At 68.4% G+C, this 16,728-nt stretch carries 17 protein-coding genes; 5 read left to right on the forward strand and 12 right to left on the reverse strand.

Going from position 1 to position 16,728, the window contains the following annotated elements; genetic code table 11:
- Window positions 1-419: 419 nt before the first annotated feature.
- The 3 genes from ABZ345_RS09820 to ABZ345_RS09830 all read right to left on the reverse strand — a co-directional run bounded on the left by ABZ345_RS09820 (window position 420) and on the right by ABZ345_RS09830 (window position 3,571).
- Window positions 420-1,079 carry a hypothetical protein gene (locus ABZ345_RS09820; RefSeq protein WP_359844866.1) on the reverse strand — a complete coding sequence of 220 codons (660 nt, stop codon included), beginning with the start codon at window positions 1,077-1,079 and terminating at the stop codon, window positions 420-422.
- 86 nt (window positions 1,080-1,165) lie between these two features.
- Window positions 1,166-2,440 (reverse strand): DNA polymerase IV, encoded by a 1,275-nt coding sequence (dinB, locus tag ABZ345_RS09825; RefSeq protein WP_359844868.1) that lies wholly within the window; start codon window positions 2,438-2,440, stop codon window positions 1,166-1,168.
- 33 nt (window positions 2,441-2,473) lie between these two features.
- A complete protein-coding gene (locus ABZ345_RS09830; RefSeq protein WP_359844870.1) occupies window positions 2,474-3,571 on the reverse strand; it encodes an amidohydrolase family protein in 1,098 nt (365 codons plus the stop codon).
- Window positions 3,572-3,583: 12 nt separating this feature from the next.
- On the opposite strand from ABZ345_RS09830, the gene ABZ345_RS09835 reads away from it, so the two are divergent.
- Window positions 3,584-4,894: a glutamine synthetase family protein gene (locus ABZ345_RS09835; protein ID WP_359844872.1), complete on the forward strand. Its 1,311-nt coding sequence runs from the start codon at window positions 3,584-3,586 to the stop codon at window positions 4,892-4,894.
- Here the strand turns inward: ABZ345_RS09835 and ABZ345_RS09840 are convergent.
- The 6 genes from ABZ345_RS09840 to ABZ345_RS09865 form a co-directional block, all read right to left on the reverse strand.
- The gene (locus tag ABZ345_RS09840; protein ID WP_359845735.1) at window positions 4,875-5,399 is read right to left on the reverse strand and encodes a sigma-70 family RNA polymerase sigma factor; all 525 of its coding nucleotides are present in this window, start codon (window positions 5,397-5,399) and stop codon (window positions 4,875-4,877) included. The genes ABZ345_RS09835 and ABZ345_RS09840 overlap by 20 nt on opposite strands.
- Window positions 5,400-5,602: 203 nt before the next feature.
- The gene (locus ABZ345_RS09845) at window positions 5,603-6,280 is read right to left on the reverse strand and encodes a sigma factor-like helix-turn-helix DNA-binding protein (protein ID WP_359844874.1); all 678 of its coding nucleotides are present in this window, start codon (window positions 6,278-6,280) and stop codon (window positions 5,603-5,605) included.
- Window positions 6,281-6,331: 51 nt separating this feature from the next.
- On the reverse strand, window positions 6,332-6,898 hold the full coding sequence (locus ABZ345_RS09850; RefSeq protein ID WP_359844876.1) for a sigma-70 family RNA polymerase sigma factor: 567 nt from the start codon (window positions 6,896-6,898) through the stop codon (window positions 6,332-6,334).
- Between the two features lie 85 nt (window positions 6,899-6,983).
- Entirely contained in the window at window positions 6,984-7,700 is a 717-nt protein-coding gene (locus tag ABZ345_RS09855) for a class I SAM-dependent methyltransferase (protein WP_359844879.1), read from the reverse strand.
- Complete coding sequence (locus ABZ345_RS09860; RefSeq protein WP_359844882.1) at window positions 7,697-8,266, reverse strand: sigma-70 family RNA polymerase sigma factor; 570 nt, start codon at window positions 8,264-8,266, stop codon at window positions 7,697-7,699. The genes ABZ345_RS09855 and ABZ345_RS09860 overlap by 4 nt, the downstream gene beginning before the upstream one ends.
- Before the next feature lie 113 nt (window positions 8,267-8,379).
- Window positions 8,380-9,099 (reverse strand): class I SAM-dependent methyltransferase, encoded by a 720-nt coding sequence (locus tag ABZ345_RS09865; RefSeq protein ID WP_359844885.1) that lies wholly within the window; start codon window positions 9,097-9,099, stop codon window positions 8,380-8,382.
- Between the two features lie 33 nt (window positions 9,100-9,132).
- Here ABZ345_RS09865 and ABZ345_RS09870 point away from each other — a divergent pair, with 33 nt between their 5' ends.
- The 4 genes from ABZ345_RS09870 (at window position 9,133) to ABZ345_RS09885 (ending at window position 13,092) form a co-directional block, all read left to right on the forward strand.
- Complete coding sequence (locus ABZ345_RS09870) at window positions 9,133-9,978, forward strand: ParA family protein (RefSeq protein ID WP_359844888.1); 846 nt, start codon at window positions 9,133-9,135, stop codon at window positions 9,976-9,978.
- Window positions 9,971-10,732 (forward strand): DNA-formamidopyrimidine glycosylase family protein, encoded by a 762-nt coding sequence (locus ABZ345_RS09875; RefSeq protein ID WP_359844891.1) that lies wholly within the window; start codon window positions 9,971-9,973, stop codon window positions 10,730-10,732. The genes ABZ345_RS09870 and ABZ345_RS09875 overlap by 8 nt, the downstream gene beginning before the upstream one ends.
- 32 nt (window positions 10,733-10,764) lie before the next feature.
- Window positions 10,765-12,000: a cytochrome P450 gene (locus ABZ345_RS09880; protein WP_359844893.1), complete on the forward strand. Its 1,236-nt coding sequence runs from the start codon at window positions 10,765-10,767 to the stop codon at window positions 11,998-12,000.
- A 105-nt stretch (window positions 12,001-12,105) separates the two neighbouring features.
- The gene (locus tag ABZ345_RS09885; RefSeq protein ID WP_359844896.1) at window positions 12,106-13,092 is read left to right on the forward strand and encodes a quinone-dependent dihydroorotate dehydrogenase; all 987 of its coding nucleotides are present in this window, start codon (window positions 12,106-12,108) and stop codon (window positions 13,090-13,092) included.
- Here the strand turns inward: ABZ345_RS09885 and ABZ345_RS09890 are convergent.
- The 3 genes from ABZ345_RS09890 to ABZ345_RS09900 form a co-directional block, all read right to left on the reverse strand.
- Window positions 13,078-14,292, reverse strand: coding sequence for a glycosyltransferase (locus ABZ345_RS09890; RefSeq protein ID WP_359844899.1), 1,215 nt, complete (start codon window positions 14,290-14,292; stop codon window positions 13,078-13,080). The genes ABZ345_RS09885 and ABZ345_RS09890 overlap by 15 nt on opposite strands.
- Before the next feature lie 171 nt (window positions 14,293-14,463).
- Window positions 14,464-15,648 carry a solute carrier family 23 protein gene (locus tag ABZ345_RS09895; protein ID WP_359844900.1) on the reverse strand — a complete coding sequence of 395 codons (1,185 nt, stop codon included), beginning with the start codon at window positions 15,646-15,648 and terminating at the stop codon, window positions 14,464-14,466.
- Between the two features lie 235 nt (window positions 15,649-15,883).
- Complete coding sequence (locus tag ABZ345_RS09900) at window positions 15,884-16,705, reverse strand: hypothetical protein (protein WP_359844903.1); 822 nt, start codon at window positions 16,703-16,705, stop codon at window positions 15,884-15,886.
- Window positions 16,706-16,728: the final 23 nt, after the last annotated feature.

The raw sequence follows: 16,728 nt of genomic DNA on the forward strand, positions 1-16,728 counted from the left end.
CGACAGTGCCGCCCTAGCGGGCCGAGCGTGCGGGCCGAGCGTGCGGGCCGAGCGTGCGGGCCGAGCGTGCGGGCCGAGCGTGCGGGCCGAGGGTGCGGACACGGCAGTGCGGACACGGCAGTGCGGCCGGGCAGGGCGGCGCGGACAGGCCGGGCGGTGCGGCCGGGCCGGGCGGTGCGGGGCGGTGCAGGCGAGGACGGCTCCTTTCTCGGGACGCGGGTCGGGCTGCGGGCTTTGGTGGCAGCGGGTTGCTGATCAGCGGTGGCTCGCGGCCGGGTCGTGCGCACGCGCGTGGGGACGGCGGGTGCGTTGTCCGCTCGCGAGCCTTCGATCTGAACATGCCCGTGCGGACGGGGCTTGCGGGTGCGTGCGTGGGTGCCGGATAGCAGGGGTGGACTGGAGCGGGTGTCGGGTGCGGGTTAGCCGACTGCTGCAGGGACGCGAGCCGGCACAGGGGTAGGGGCACGGCGGGCCATCACGGCTCGTTCCAGTTGGCGGGCCGGAGACTCGCCCAGGAGCTTGCGGGCCAGAGCCGTGCCCCGGGTTGGTGCCAAGGCCAGTTCCAGGCGCAGGGCTTGGACACCTACGAAGTGGCCCACCTCCTCGAGGATGGCCTTGGTGTCCGGGATGGACTTGGTGCGGCGGACGGCGTCGATGGCGGCTCGTTCCAGCGGGGCCGTGTGGAAGCCTCGGCGGATCACCGGTTTGGGGAGGCGGTCGGTGTGTTCTACGCGCAGGGCGCCGTAGCCCATGGCTCTGGAGCGGCGGGGAGCCAGGACGTGGATCGGGCCCAGCAGCGGGATCGCTGACTTCATGCCGTGCAGGCACAGGGCGTCGAAGGCGGTGAGCATGGCGCCTTCGCCCGCGTACATGAGGGCGGCGTGGACCAGCTGGGTGCGGCTGGGGCCCGCTCGGCTCAGGAGCAGGATGCCGGGCAGGAGGCGTTGCCAGGGGCCGCCCGGGCGGGAGCGTTGCTCTACGAGGGACGGAGTCAGTCCTATGTGGAGCAGGGCGGCCACCTGGGCTACTCGGTGGTCGAAGAGGGTGCCCAGGGCTTCCAGGTCGATGGGGTGGCGCATGGGTTCATGGTGCGCCGGGGGAAGCGGGGTGGATCCGGGTCAGGCGGGAAGCTGTGGACAACTTCCGGGTTGTGGACAGGTTGCGATCACTCGGGCTTGGGTTCGAACTCGGCTGTCCTTTCCGGACTGTTGCCGAGAAGTGAGGCTGGGCGCACGGCTAGCGAGCCGAAGCGGGAACGGGCCTGGTCAGCGGCTTGCTCGGCTTCGCGCCAGCCGTGTTCTGGGGCGTCGAAGATCAGTTGCTGGGCGGAGTCAGCGTTGTCAAGACCCTCTATTCGGACGCCAATCAGGCGGACCGCGCCGGGCGGGACCTGGGTGTCCAGGAGGTCGACGGCGGTGCGGTAGACCTCCTGGGTCACGTCGGTCGCCACGGGCAGGGTTCGCGAGCGGGTGATCGTGGTGAAGTCGGCGAAGCGGACCTTGATGGAGACGGTCCGGCCGCGCAAACCCTTCGAGCGCAAGGAACCTGTCGAGCGCTCGGACAGGCGCAGCAGCTCGCGGCGGAGCACTGCGCGGTCGTGGTGGTCGACCTCGAAGGTTTCCTCGGCGCCGATCGACTTCTCGCGCGTCTCAGGCTCGACCGAACGCTCGTCGACGCCGGCTGCCAGTGCGAACAGGTGCTCCGCCATGGCCACGCCGATCATGCGACGCAGGCGGGGCAGAGGTGTCGCGGCGACGTCGGCGACGGTGTCCAGGCCCAGTTCCTCAAGGCGCGCAGCGGTTTTCGCGCCCACGCCCCACAGAGCCGAGACGGGCAGCGGGTGCAGGAACTCCAAAGTGGCGGAACCAGGGACGACCATCATGCCGTCGGGCTTGCACATGCCGGATGAGAGCTTCGCGAGAAACTTCGTTGGAGCAACGCCGACAGAGCACGTCACGCCGTGCGCATCGAACACGCGAGAGCGAACCAACTCCCCCACACCACCCGGCGTGAGACCCAGACGACGAAGAGCCCCGCCCACGTCCAGGAACGCCTCGTCCAAAGACAGCGGCTCGACGAGAGGCGTGATGTCGCGGAAGATCGCCATGACCCCGCGCGAGACCTCCTGGTAGAGATCGAACTGCGGCGGCAGGTACACGGCATGAGGGGCCAGGCGACGAGCGTGCGCGGTGGGCATCGCGGACCGCACGCCGTACTCACGGGCCAGGTAGTTGGCCGAGCAGACGACGCCACGGCCACCAACACCGCCGACCACGACCGGCACCGACGACAGCTCCGGACGTTCGCGGATCTCCACCGACGCGTAGAAGGCGTCCATGTCGACGTGCAGCATCCGGCAGCCCGTGTCGTCGGGCCAGACGCCATCGCGGGCACGGAACCGGTCGACCAGGCCGCGTGGCAGGTTCGCACTGCGACCCATGAACACCCCCTCGAACGTGAGTTCGAGAGAATCCTACAGTTTGTACACGCGCGCCGCGTTCTCCGACGCGATGAGTCGCGCGATCCGGTGCGCGTCCTCCTCCACCAGAGCGTCACGACGAAGTCCATCGGCCAGGAAGTCGGACAACGCCTGCCGGAACATCAACGCGCCGAGGTAGTACAACTCGGGCAGTCCGAACGCGTCGGACGAGAACAAGAACTTGCCGTACGGCACGATCTCCAACGCCTCGGCGAACACTCGCGACGCCTGATGCCCCAGCCCGTGCGTCGCCAGCCCGAGGTCGCAGAACACGTGCGGGAACACCTGCGCGAGATACCCGGCCTGCCGGTGGAACGGGTAGTTGTGCAACAACAAGATCGGCACACCCAAGCCCGAAGTCGCGCGCAGGAACGGCGTCAGCAACGACGGATCGCAACGGTGCAGATCGATGTCCGAGTCGCCGTAACCGACGTGGAACTGCAACGGCAACCTGGCGTCCAACGCCTCCCACGCCAGCCAAGTGATCACCACCGGGTCGGCCAACCGCCCGCCCGGCCACGCCCCGACCGCGGCCAGAACGTCCGAATCCGAAGGCCGATCACCAGGCAGAGAAAGCCCGACCCGATACGCCGCAACGGATTTCGCCCCAACAGCCCCACCAGAAGCCAGTGACGAACGCACAGCAGCAACAAACTCCGCAGGCGACACCGATGGCCGCAACGATTCAGCCAGGTACTCCAGCCGCACGACGGAGTGCGAAACAGCCCCCGCCAGCGACGCCAGCTCACCACCGGACAGCAGCCGATCCGGCTGGAACCCACCGTCCACGAGGAACGTGTGGATCCCGGACGCCATCAGGAACGTCCGCGACACCTCGGTGATGTGCAGCGAGTTCCTCCGTTCGAGGTACGCCTCGGCCGACGCGTGCCGGGGCAGGTCCAGCAGCGGAGCACACCACCGCCGCACCGCGAACCCCACCGCCGAGTCGAAGAACGACCCGCTCAGCGGCGCGACGGAACCAGCCTCCAACAGCAGCGACTCGAACTCCTCACGCGTGCTGTCAGCGCGCAACACACCGTGGCAGTGGTGATCTATCAGCCCGAGTTCGGCGACGAACGGCAAGATGCCCATAACCTTAGGATCGTGGACTCTGCGGAACGGGACCAGCGGTTCGACCGGGCGACGGAACTCTTCGACGGGCTGAACGCCAGGGACGTGCGCGTCGTGGCGCTCACCTGGGTCGACAACAGCGGCATCACCCGCACGAAGTCCGTGCCTCTGCGCAGGCTCGCCCACGCGGCGGCGCACGGCGTCGGCGCGTCACCGGTGTTCGACGTCTTCCTGTTCGACGACTGGATCATCCAGGGCCGGTTCGCCGGCGGCCCGGTCGGCGACCTGCGCCTGCACCCCGACCTCGACCGCCTCACCGTGCTCGCGGGCCAGCCGGGCTGGGCCTGGGCACCCGCCGACCGCCACTTCCAGAGCGGCGTCCCGTATCCGATGGACCAGCGCCTGCAGGCCCGCAAGGCCGTGAAGAACCTCGAACACCAGGGCCTCACCGCCAAGGCCGGATTCGAGATCGAGTGGTGCGTCGGCAAGCCCGACACCGACGACTACGTTCCCGCTACGAGCGGCGCCGCCTATGGACACGCACGGCAGGTGGAGCTGTCCGACTACTGCGTCGACATCCTCACCGCGTTGGACCAGCAGGACGTCGAGGTCCTCCAGTTCCACCCCGAGTACGCCGCCGGTCAGTTCGAGGTCTCCACGGCACCCGAAGACCCGGTCGCGGCAGCAGACACCGCGGTACTGGTCAAAGAAACCATCCGCGCCATCACGATCCGCCACGGCATGCGCCCGTCGTTCTCCCCCAAAGTCGTCAACGGCGGTGTCGGCAACGGCGGTCACCTGCACTTCAGCATCTGGCGCGACGGCACGAACCTCTTCAAGGACTTCCACGACGAGGCCAAGCAGTTCACCGCGGGCGTCCTCAACCACATCCGCGCGTTGTGCGCCATCGGCTGTCCCTCTCTCGCGAGCTACCTCAGGCTCGTGCCGCACACGTGGTCAGCACCGTTCGTGGCGTGGGGCGAGGAGAACCGCGAGACCGCGCTCAGGCTCATCCAGGACAACCTCGAGATCAAGTGCTTCGACCTGACCGCGAACCCGTACCTGGTCGTCGCTGGTGTCATCGCGGCCGGTCTGGACGGCATCGCCACCCAGGCCGTGCTGCCCGAAGGCCTCAACGTCGACCCGGCACTGCTCGACGACGCCCTGCGGCTGCCCACGTCCCTCAGGGAAGCCGTCGACGAGTTCGAGAAGGACGCCGTGCTCACGGAAGCGTTCGGCAAGGAGCTGGCGGGCACGATCGCGGACGTCAGGCGCGGCGAGATGGAGCGCTACAAGGACGCCAGCCCGCAGGGAATCGCCAACATCACTCGCTGGCGCCACTGATTTCGCGACGTAGCCGGTTCAACGCCCGGTGCTGAGCCACCCTCACCGCACCGGGCGTGGAGCCGACCGCCTCGGCCGTCTCCTCCGCCGACAGCCCCACCACCACACGCAGCACCACGATCTCGCGCTGCTTATCGGGCAACACGCGCAGCAGAGCAGCCATCTGCGAGGACATCTCCCCCTGCATCGCACGCTGCTCCGGCCCGGCCTCGTCATCGACCGACTCGGGCAGTTCGGAGACGGGCTCCGCGCGGTTGCGAGTGTGGCTGCGGTACGAGTCGGCGACCTTGTGCGCCGCGATCCCGTACACGAACGCCAGGAACGGCCGGCCCTGATCGCGATACGACGGCAGCGAGGTCAACACGGCAAGACACACGTCCTGCGCAACGTCATCCGCCGACGCGAACGATCCAACGCGCGCACGGCAGTACCGCACGACCAACGGCCTGATGGTCCCCAACAGCCTGTTGATCGCCGCACGATCCCCCGCCACGGCCAGCGCCACGTGGCTGTCCGCCGCCTCGGGCTTGGTGGAGTAGTACGACGGCGCGGGCGGATCGACCGGCTCCTTCCCACCCACCTGAGCGGTCCGCTCGACCAACGAGTCCAAGGAACCCTTCGACACGTCGACCGAGCCGTCGACGGAGGACTGCCGCACGGCCTCCGCGGGGACCTTGCGATGCAGACCGGGTGTGAAGTCCACGCGGATCACCGTTCCTCGTCCGTGTGCTGGCGTGCGGTGAGCCGAGCGCGCCGGATCCTGCCCTCGACGGCCCGCGGGGTGAGGCGGGTGATCTCCGCGATCTCGGCGTGCGAGTAGCCCTGGTCGTGCAGGAGCAGCAACCGGCGGCTGTCCTCGCTCAACGCCGCGAACGCCGCGTTGGCCGCCTGCTGCTCCACGACCGCGTCCTCGGGGTTTCCCTCGGCCACGACCTGTTCGAGCGAGGCGAACGAGTCCAGCAGGTCGACGTCCCGCCAGCTGTTCATGCGGGTCTGCCAACGCCGGTAGACGTTCGGGAACGCCAGCACGCACGCGTTGACGAAGTACTCGTGCAACGGCTGTCCGTGCTCGGCCGACCACTCCTTGCCGAGCAGGCCTCGCTCGCAGAAGATGACGAACCCGTCGAAGACCGCGTCGCTCGCCAGCTCTTCGGCCTCGTCCAGCGGAATGGCCTGTTGTTGCAGGTAACGGCCGTGTTTGCCGCAGCGGGCGAACATCGCCCCGGACCGTACAAGCCTTGTAACAATCGTGAGCCCGCGTCCGAGAAGCTGGCGTTGGAAGTGGTCCCACAGCGGACCCGTCAGTCCTGACTCGCGGAGGTGCTGCACGAGCACCCCGTCGACGCGCAGCCGATCCGCGGCGAGCGCTGAGTCAGAACCCCTCATGCCCTTAGGTATGTCGTTTGGATTCATTTAGCCCACGCGCCCAGCCGAGATTCACCCGATCGGCACACTGGCGGCGGCTATTTCCTTCCGCAGACGCCCTAGTGCACGGTGCTGAGCGACCCGGACGGCACCCGGCGTGGACCCCACGGCCTCGGCGGTCTCCTCAGCGGACAGACCCACCACCACACGCAGCACGAGGATTTCGCGCTGCTTCTCCGGCAGCACCCGCAGCAACTCGCCCATGGCACCGTTCAGCTCGACCTGGAGGGCGAAATCCTCCGGGCCGGTCCCCCGCGAAGGTTGATCCGGCACCTCGGCCATCGGCTCCGCACGGTTACGAGCCAGCGCCCGGTGCGCGTCGGCGACCTTGTGCGCCGCGATGCCGTAGACGAACGCCAGGAAGGGCCTGCCCTGCTCCCGGTAGTTCGGCAACGCCGTCAGGACGGCCAGACAGACGTCCTGCGCCACGTCGTCCGCGGTTGTCGCGGAACGCCCCACCCGTGCGCGACAGTACTTCACCACCAGCGGGCGCAGGTAGCGAAGTAGCTGGTCAGTGGCCCTCTGGTCGCCATGCACAGCCAGGTTGACCAGTTCCGCGGATAAAGCCGAACTCTCCATCCGAAGTGTCCCCTCTTTGACTTCCCGGAGAGGAGACGTGCCACATGTCACTCCTTATGCGGAAAGTAGGGAGAAACTTCAAACGTCACCCGTTCGGAGCAACCATCAGCGGTTGGTAATAGGCGTGGAGCAACCACTCCGCGTAACCGAAACCAGCGCGTTCCACCAATTCGGTGATTTCGTGACGAGTAATCGCCCAATACCGTGCCTTGCCCACCACAACGCGCCAGGAGTCGGCCTCGTGCAGCTGGAACATCTCCAGCTCGTACTGGTCGCCATCCCAGTGCCAGAGCTGGAACCACACGACACGACCTGGGCCAACGGACGGTGGCGTCGACAACGGCCGTTCGCGGCGAATCGCGTCGTAGTCGCGCGTCGAGAGAATGAGCCGGCCACCGGGCCTCAACACCCGCCGCATCTCTCGCAACGCCGCGAGGACGTCCTCAGCGGTCAGCAGGTGCGGCAACGCGTTGTCCGCGGCGAGCACGACGTCGAACGAGTCATCAGCGAACGGCAACGCACGCATGTCCGCCGCGAACGCAGATAACGACACCCCACGCGCAGAGGCCTCCACAACGGCCCGAGAAGCCGCCTTAGGACTCAGATCCGCCCCAACGACCGAATAGCCGCGCATTGCCAGACCGATCGCCTGCGTGCCGATGCCACACGCGCAGTCCAGAACGCGCGCACCAGGTGGAATGAACTCCGAGAGCTGCGAGGCCTGCCGGGCCATCGACGCGTCCCAGTCCGGGAACATCAGGTCGTACGACCCCGCCAGCCCGTCGTAGAACGCCCCGGTCAAATCAGCTCCTCGACCCCCACGGACGACCGCAGCTTCGCCAGCGCCCGGTGCTGAGCCACCCGGACGGCACCCGGCGTCGACCCGACCGCCTCGGCCGTCTCCTCCGCCGACAACCCGACCACGACGCGCAACAGCAAGATCTCGCGCTGCTTGTCCGGCAGGCTCCCCAGCAACTGACCCAGCCGCTTCGAGAGCGACCCGAGCAGCGCGTTCTCCTCCGGATCGACGGTCAGCGACGGCCCGTCCGGCACCTCGGCGACGGGCTCGGACCGGTTGCGCGCCGACACCCGGTGGGCGTCCGCGACCTTGTGCGCGGCGATGCCGTACACGAACGCCAGGAACGGCCGGCCCTGGTCGCGGTAGGCGGGCAACGCCGTCAGCACCGCCAGGCACACCTCCTGCGCCACGTCGTCCGCCGAGGCGTACGCGCGCTCGTTGCGGCCGACGCGCGCACGGCAGTACCGGGACACGAGCGGACGCACGGACGCCAGCAGCCGATCGACGGCACGCCGATCACCCGCGACAGCCTCGTTGACGAGCGAGGCCAGCAGGTCGGAACTCTCCATGGCGTTGGTCCCTACTTTGGCAGCGGAGCCATCATCTTTCGCCGCGAAGTCGTTTGGGACCAGTCATCGGGACCAGAAAAATCCCGAGTGCAAACCCCAATGATCGGGCACTGTCAGGCGGTACGACGGGCCAGTACGTGCAGTCGAGCGGCCACATCTCTCAGCGGAGACCGTGTGGCAGCAGCCAGTTCCAGCTCGGCGAGCGCGTCGGCAGCACCCGGATTCGCGTCCAGCACCACGCCGGGCACGAGGTCCGAGACGATGCCATGACCTTGCAGGAGCTCGACAGAAAGCCCCGCCTCCAGGACCAGCTTCTCAAGTCCTGGAACGTCGAACCTACGTTGCAACGGATCGCGCGTGCCCGCAAGCTGACCCGCGTCGTCGTCCAGCAGCCGCCGGGCGTCCACGATCCGGCCCGCGATGGCCCGGTGCAGGATCGCCGCGAACCGGTTCGCCACCAGCACCGACACCGCCCCGCCCGGCGCCACGGCCGCGGCCAGCGAGATCAGCGCGGCAGGGGCGTCGTCGACGACCTCCAGCACACCGTGTGCGAGCACCAGATCGGCCTCACCAGCGGGAACGCCGAGATGGTCGGTGTCGCCCTGGACCGCGTTGATCGTCACCCCGGCCTCACGCGCACGGGTGTTCAACGTGGCCAGCGCGTTCGGCGACGGCTCGACGACCGTGACCGCGCAGCCCGTCGCGGCGAGGGGTACGGCCCAGACGCCGCTGCCACCGCCCACGTCGAGGACGCGCGGGGGTTCGCCACCCCGGCGCGTGCGTGCGGCGGCCAATTCGGCGTCGAGCACCCTGTGTACGGCGTCCGGTCGCATGGCACACAGAGTAGGAGACCCTAGAGTAGGTCTGTGCATACGGTGTCCGTGCTCAGCCTCAAGGGAGGCGTCGGCAAGACGACGGTGGTCCTCGGCCTCGCCTCGGCCGCGCTCCGTCGTGGCGTCCGCACGCTGGTGATCGACCTAGACCCGCAGTGCAACGCCACGTCGACGCTGGAGCCAGAGGAGTCCAAGGCCAGCATCTACGACGTCCTGCAGGACCCGTCCGAGGAGAACCTCGAGCAGGCGATCCGCCCGAGCAGGTGGGGCGACGGCATCGACGTGCTGTCCGGGTCCGAGGACGCCGAGCTGCTCAACCACCCGGATCCGAACGAGGGCAGGCTGCACCGGCTGAAAGACGCGTTGCGCACGTTGCGGGACATGTACGACGAGTTCCCGTACCACCTCGTGCTGCTCGACTGCCCGCCGTCGCTGGGCCAGCTGACCCGCTCGGCACTGGTGGCCGCGGACCGCGCGCTGCTGGTCACCGAGCCGACGATGTTCGCGGTCGCGGGCGTGCAGCGGGCGTTCGAGGCGGTGCAGAACGAGCGCGAGATCAACAACGCCGACCTGCAGCCGTTGGGCGTGGTGGTGAACCGGGTGCGGCCGCGGTCGCACGAGCACCAGTTCCGCATCGAGGAGCTGCGCGACATCTTCGGCCCGCTGGTGATGCCGGTGGCGCTGCCGGACCGTCTCGCCGTGCAGCAGGCTCAGGGCGCGTGCATGCCGATCCACGAGTGGGGCACGCCGGGCGCGCGTGAGGTGGCGCTGGCGTTCAACCTGCTGCTGGCCCGCATCCAGCGCATCTCCCGCAGCCGCCGCCGCGCGGTGCACCACGACTTCGACGACGACGAGATCCAAGAGGCGGTGGATGCCTGAGGGCGACACCGTCTTCCTGGCCGGGCACCGCATGCACGAGGCCCTGGCCGGCAAGACGCTGCGGCGCGGTGAGCTGCGCCACCCTCGGCTGGCCGCGCTCGACCTGGCAGGGCTCGACGTGCTGGGCGTGCGCACCTACGGCAAGCACATGTTCACGCACTTCTCCGACGGGAACAGCCTGCGCAGCCACTTCCGGATGGACGGCGCATGGCACCTCTACCGGCCGGGTGAACGCTGGCGTCGTCCCGCGCATCAGGCCCGCGCGGTCTTCGAGGTGGACGACCGGCAGGCGATCGGGTTCGCGCTGCACGACCTGGAGTTCGTGCCGACGTCCCGAGAAGATGAGCTGATTTCGCATCTCGGGCCTGACTTGCTTTCCCCTGACTTCGACGCCGCTGAGGCCGTTCAGCGGTTGACCGCGGATCCTTCCCGTCCTATTGGCCTCGCATTGTTGGATCAGCGGATCATGGCCGGCGTCGGCAATCTCTACCGCGCGGAAGTTTGTTTCCTGTTGCGGGTTCTGCCGACGGCACCTGTGTCATCTGTGGACGCGTCACGTGCGGTTGCTTTGTCGCGCAAGCTGTTGCAGGCGAACCAGTGGCGGCCCGAACAGATCACGACTTCTGATCCGCGAGTCAAGAACTACGTTTTCGAGCGCACGGGCAAACCCTGTTTGCGTTGCGGCACAAGGGTCCGATCGGGCGAGTTCGAGACAAGATTTGTGTACTTCTGCCCAAAATGCCAGTCCGGTTGAACCGAGGCGGTCTCCTGCCCGTGTCCTCCGACATGGCGGTAAATCTGGATGCGCTGCGCCCCGGCTTCACCGACGACCCGTACGCGGTGCTGAAGAGCCTGCGCGAAGCAGGCCCCGTGCACCGGGTCGAGTCCTCCGGCGTACCGATGTGGCTCGTGACCCGCTACCCCGACGTGCGTGCCGCGTTGGACAACCCGCTGCTGTCCTCGCACGGCTCCGCGCTCGCCGAGCCGCTGCGCGGTCATCCGCACTTCGCGTCCTGGTGGTTCGGCGACCTGTCGGACCACATGATGACCAGCGACGCCCCCGACCACACCCGGCTGCGACGCGCGGTGTCGAGCGAGCTCACGACGCGCCGCATCGCCGCTCTGCGCCCGCGTGTCGAGGCGCTGGCGGCGTCGCTGGCCGACAGCTTCGCGGAGGGTGGCTGCGACCTGATCGCGGACTTCGCGGCGCCACTGCCGATCACCGTGCTAATGGAACTCCTCGGCGTTCCTGCCGTCGACCAGGAGAACTTCCGGTACTGGGCGGACGTGGTCACCGGGCTGGCCGACGGCGACGCGTCCTCGGCCCGTGAAGAGGCGTCCGGCTACCTGCGCGACCTCGTGGCGCACAAGCGGACGTCCGGCGACGACGACCTGATCGGGGCCCTGGCACGCGCCAAGGGCGAGGCCGCGCTGACCGACCGCGAACTGGCCTCGCTGGCGTTCCTGCTGCTCGTGGCCGGCTACACGACCGCCGTCGACCTCGTCGGCAACGGCACGCTGGCGTTGCTGCGCCACCCCGAGCAACTGGAACTGCTGCAACGCTCGTCGTCACTGCTGCCCGGCGCCATCGAGGAGTTCCTGCGCTTCGACGGCCCGACCTCGCACCTGCTTCGGTTCGCCGCCGGGCCGGTGACGATCGGCGGCGCACAAATCCCGGCCGGTGACGTCGTGCTGCTGTCGCTGGCCTCGGCCGAGCACGACAGCGCGCGCTACCCGCGGGCCGACCAGCTCAACATCGAGCGGGCCGACCGGCAGCACCTGGCGTTCGGGCACGGCATGCACTTCTGCCTCGGGGCCCCGCTGGCCCGGCTGGAGGGCGAGGTGGCGTTCCGCACGCTGCTGGGGCGGTGCGCGGGGCTCTCACTGGACGCGTCGCGGCCGCTGGAGTGGCGGGTGTCGCTCGGCAGCCGCGGGCTGCGGGGGCTGCCGGTGACGTTCCGGACCAAGCCGGCGATGCCGCTGGACGAGCAGGCGACGATCAAGGTGCCCAAGCCGCTCTAGCCGCGGTGCTCCAGCTCGAACAGGACCCGGCGCCGGACTGTCTGCGTGAGGTAGGCGACTGACCGCCTGCGCGCCCACCCTGAGCTGCCGTTATAGGGTGGGCGCGTGGTCTACAAGCAGGTGGTTCGCAGGGCGTTGTTCGGAATGCACGGCGGCGACGCGGAGCGGGTCCACGAGACCACGCTCAACGTCATGGCGAAGCTGAGCCCGCTGGCGAAGTTCGCGCGCAACCAGAACAACCCGCGCACCGTGTTCGGCGTCCGCTTCCCCAACCCGGTCGGGCTCGCGGCCGGGCTGGACAAGGACGGCCGCGCGCTGCCCGCCTGGGCCGCGCTGGGGTTCGGGTTCGTCGAGGTCGGCACGGTCACGTGGCACGCGCAGCCGGGCAACCCGAAGCCGCGCCTGTTCCGGCTCCGCGAGGACGAGGCGATCATCAACCGGATGGGCTTCAACAACGCCGGTGCGCAAGCGCTCGCGGCCAAGCTCGACAAGACCGCCCTGAAAGCGCCCCTGGGCATCAGCCTCGGCAAGTCCAAGATCACTGCGGTCGAGGACGCCGTCCAGGACTACCTGAACTCGCTCACCGCGCTGCAGAACCACGGCGACTACTACGCGATCAACGTCAGCTCACCGAACACGCCGGGCCTGCGGAGCCTCCAGGACAAGGGTGCGCTCACCGAACTCGTGCAGACCCTCACGCGGGCCACCGACAAGCCGATGCTGGTCAAGATCGCGCCGGACCTCACCGACGACGCGATCGAAGAGGTCATCCAGGTGTGCGTGGACAACGGCATCAAGGGCCTCATCGCCACGAACACCACACTCAGCCGTGAGGGCCTCACGAGCGCCCACCGGACCGAAACCGGCGGGCTCAGCGGCAAGCCCCTCACCCAGCGCGCGAACGAGGTCGTCCGGTTCATCACCAAGAACAGCGAGTTGCCGGTCATCGGGGTCGGCGGCATCGCGACCGCGGACGACGCCAAGCGCATGATCGACGCCGGCGCGAGCCTCGTGCAGATCTACACCGGCTTCATCTACGAGGGTCCGGGGCTGGTCTCCCGCATCAACCGGGCCCTGTCAAGTGGGCACTGAGGTGAGCGTGCGTTCGACGTGTTCCCAGCGGCCGACCGGACGGTAGCCGCGCAGCACGGTCAGCAGTGAGCGCAGCACGGCCACGAAGTCGACGAACACGATCACCATCAGCAGCGGGTAGGCGAACGGCGCCAACGCGAGCAACGGCGCCTTGGCACGCCACGGTTCGGTCAGGTCGCCGATGATGGTGAAGAACGCGACGCCCGTGTAGACGGCACACAGCAGGAGGACGCCGGTGAACCAGCCGGTTTGGAACGTTGCGCTGACGACGACGTAGATGAAGACGGGCTCGAACAGCACGAGCACCTCCCCTGCCGCCGTGTAGGGCAGGTGCAGCCACGAGAGAAGGCGCGAGCAGGACGTGCCGAAGAAGAGCGAGCGGTGTTTGTAGAACGCTTGCAGGCGCCCGAATTTCCAGCGGAACCGTTGCCGCAGCAGGCCGTGCAGTGACGGCACGGCCTGGGTGTAGGCGATGGCGTCGGCCGCGAAGATGATGCGCCAGTCGAAGTTGCCGCGCACCGAAAGGATCTTCATCGAGAAGTCGATGTCCTCGGTCATCGTGTCGGTGTCGAAGTAACCGCATGCGCGCACGACCGAGGTGCGGAACATCGAACCGACGCCGCCGATCACGTACTCGCAGTTGAACACCGTGTACCCCTGCTTCAACCGGTGCACCACCGCGTACTCCAGCCGCTGCACCCACCCCAGCACGCCGCGCTGGTCGCGGATCTTCACGTTGGCCGCGGCGGCGAGCACCACCGGGTCCGCGAAGTGCGCGACCATCCGCGAGACCGCGGTCGTGGACAACGCCGAGTCCGCGTCCAGCACCATCACGAGACCGTCGCCGACGAGACGCATGCCGGTGTTGATCGCCTCCGCCTTGCCCGCGTTCGGTTGCGAGACAACACGAACGCGCGACCCGAAGCCCTCCAGCACGGCGACCGTGCCGTCAACGGAGCCGTCGTCGACGACGATCACGGACACGTCGGGGTAGTCACTGTCCAAAACGGACTGCACGGCCTGGGCGACGCACAGCTCTTCGTTGTAGGCAGGGATCACCACCCAGACCCTTGGCGCGTAAGGCAACGGGCGTGCGCGACGCAGGGACAGGTCGTAGAGATCAGCCGCCACCAGGACGACGCACACCCGCACCACGCCGATCATCGCCAGTGGCACCATGAGCCACACCAACGAGTTCATCGGCGGTGGCGGAGCAGCAGGATGCGGGACGCGACCAGACTTCCCGCGATGATGGCGCAGGCCGAGAACAACACCACGTAGTACGCGGCGACCATGACGGAACTCCCTCCGTGGACCGGAAGCAGGATCGGTCCGAAGTGGAGGGATGAAAACCACACAAAGGTGTAAAGACTAGTTACGCCGCGCAGCCCTGAGCCAGCGCATCACCGGGTGCAGGATCACGACGAGCAGCGAGCCCCACACCATGCCGCCCATCGACAGGTCGCCGATCTCGATGGTCAGGTCGCCGACGCCGGCCACCAGTGCCGCGCCGCCCACCATCGCGTTCGCCGGGTTCGTCAGGTCGACGCCGCGGTCCATCCAGATCCGCACGCCGATGAGCACGATCAGGCCGTAGAGCACCAACGTGCACCCGCCCAGCACACCGGCCGGGATGGTGCCGAACAGCGCGATGGCCTTCGGGGAGAACGCGAGAGCAGCGGCGAACACGCCGGCGAACGCGAACGCCGCGGTGCTGTAGACGCGCGTCACGGCCATGACACCGATGTTCTCGGAGTACGTCGTCGTCCCGACACCACCGCCGAGCCCGGACAACGCGGTCGACAGCCCGTTGGCGATGATCGCGTCACCGGCGCTGCCGTCCAGGTTGCGGCCCGTCAGCGCGGCGACGGCCTTCACGTGGCCCACGACCTCGGCCACGAGGACGATCACCACCGGCAGCATCAGCAGCACCACGGACGGCCGGAGCTCGGGCTGGTGCAGCTGCGGCAGGCCCACCCACGCCGCGTCGCGCAGCGCCTGGATCTGGGCGGACGGGACGGCGCCGAACACCAGACCGCCCACCCACACCCCCACGAAGCCCACCAGGATCGAGAACCGGTAGAGCAACCCCCGACCCAGCACGCCGGCCAAGAGGATCACCACGGTCGTTATGGCGGCCAGCAACGGCTGCCTGGCGAAGTTCGAGGTGGCCTGGTGCGAGAGGTTCAAGCCGATGATGATCACGACGGCGCCGGTGACGACCGGCGGCATGACCGACTCCAGCAGCCGGACGCCGAGCGCCTTGACCGCGATGCCGACGACGATCACCAGCAGGCCCGCGGCGACCACCCCACCGAGCTGGGCGGGGATGCCCTGCTCGCGGGCGGCCACGAGAGGCGCGACGAACGCGAAGGACGAGCCCAGGTAGCTCGGGACCCGGTTCTTGGTGATCACCAGGAACAGCAGCGTGCCCAGACCGGAGAACAGCAGAGTGGTGGCGACGGGCAGACCGGTGGCGGTGGGTACGAGCACCGTCGCGCCGAACATGGCGACCAGGTGCTGCACTCCGAACCCGATGGTGAGCGGCCAGCTCACCCGTTCTTCTGGCGCTACGGTTTCACTGTCGGTGATCCGACCGTCCCCGTGCACGGTCCACAACGCCAACGCACTGCCTCCCGGCAACCCAGCCGGACTTCCCGCAGACCGGCCCCGGAATCCTGCCACGCCATGTAGTGGCTACGGCTAGATAACGGTCTGATAATCACACGATTGCCCTAAAGATCCCAGAGAGACTCGCCGAATAGGCGCATGCGATTACCAAGCGTCACAGTCAGTACGCTGAATAGCCTGACACGTCTCGCATCGCAGACGCGAGGCCGGCCATGTGGTCGGTGGCGTCGTCGAGCACCTCGCGCGGATCCTGGAACGCCGTGCTCGCCGCCAGCGCCTGTCCGGCGGCCGCCACCAGCGAACAGTAGCGGTCCACGCCGTCCGCCAGTTGGATCCTGAGCACGCGCACGCCCTCGACCAACGGCGCGCGCTCCAGCGGCGGTGCGGTGTTCCTGGCGCGTTCGACGGCCTGGAGCTGCGCGGAGACCGAGCGGATGGCCGCAGAGGCCTCCTGGGCGGTCTGCCGGGCGTGCTGGACGGACTCGGTCGGCATCGACGTGAGCATCGGCGAGTCGAGCTGACGCAGCAGCTCGTGCATCGCGTCCTCGGCCCCGTGGAGCTTCTCCATCGGGACGCGGGCGGCGGAGATGTGCGCGGGCAACGGCGGCCGCACGTCCGGCGGTGGAGTCAGCTCCAGCCGCTGCCTGGCCGCCTTGAGGGCGCTCAGCTTGAACCCGCTGCGCACGGCGAGCAGGCCGGGCACGGCGGCACCGATCGTGCCGGTGACCGCGGCCCACGTGCCGAGCACGCCGGTGAAGCCGAACACCGCCAGGGTGCCGAAGATCGTGATGAGCGCCAGCCAGAACGTCAGCACGGCGTTGGTGCGCTTGCGCTTGCGTTCGAGCTTGGCGCGCGGGTCGTTCCACTTCTGCAGGCGGTACCGCGCCTGTTCGGCCAGCGGGTGGCCCTGGAGCGACACACCCAACTCGTTGACGACCTTGCGGACGATCTCGTTGTTGGGACGGTTTCTCCAGGGCTCCATGATCACCTGCTGACTCCTTCTGC

It is taken from the genome of Lentzea sp. NPDC005914, assembly GCF_040629405.1.
Classification (GTDB): domain Bacteria; phylum Actinomycetota; class Actinomycetes; order Mycobacteriales; family Pseudonocardiaceae; genus Lentzea.

Excerpts from the sequence above, each read along its gene's own strand:
- ABZ345_RS09850 (WP_359844876.1), bottom strand. The coding sequence starts at position 6,898 with ATGGAGAGTTCGGCTTTATCCGCGGAACTGGTCAACCTGGCTGTGCAT.
- ABZ345_RS09845 (WP_359844874.1), bottom strand. The coding sequence starts at position 6,280 with ATGAGGGGTTCTGACTCAGCGCTCGCCGCGGATCGGCTGCGCGTCGAC.
- ABZ345_RS09890 (WP_359844899.1), bottom strand. The coding sequence starts at position 14,292 with ATGAACTCGTTGGTGTGGCTCATGGTGCCACTGGCGATGATCGGCGTG.
- ABZ345_RS09830 (WP_359844870.1), bottom strand. The coding sequence starts at position 3,571 with ATGGGCATCTTGCCGTTCGTCGCCGAACTCGGGCTGATAGATCACCAC.
- dinB (WP_359844868.1), bottom strand. The coding sequence starts at position 2,440 with ATGGGTCGCAGTGCGAACCTGCCACGCGGCCTGGTCGACCGGTTCCGT.
- ABZ345_RS09900 (WP_359844903.1), bottom strand. The coding sequence starts at position 16,705 with ATGGAGCCCTGGAGAAACCGTCCCAACAACGAGATCGTCCGCAAGGTC.
- ABZ345_RS09860 (WP_359844882.1), bottom strand. The coding sequence starts at position 8,266 with ATGGAGAGTTCCGACCTGCTGGCCTCGCTCGTCAACGAGGCTGTCGCG.
- ABZ345_RS09865 (WP_359844885.1), bottom strand. The coding sequence starts at position 9,099 with ATGCGACCGGACGCCGTACACAGGGTGCTCGACGCCGAATTGGCCGCC.
- ABZ345_RS09820 (WP_359844866.1), bottom strand. The coding sequence starts at position 1,079 with ATGCGCCACCCCATCGACCTGGAAGCCCTGGGCACCCTCTTCGACCAC.
- ABZ345_RS09880 (WP_359844893.1), top strand. The coding sequence starts at position 10,765 with ATGGCGGTAAATCTGGATGCGCTGCGCCCCGGCTTCACCGACGACCCG.
- ABZ345_RS09875 (WP_359844891.1), top strand. The coding sequence starts at position 9,971 with ATGCCTGAGGGCGACACCGTCTTCCTGGCCGGGCACCGCATGCACGAG.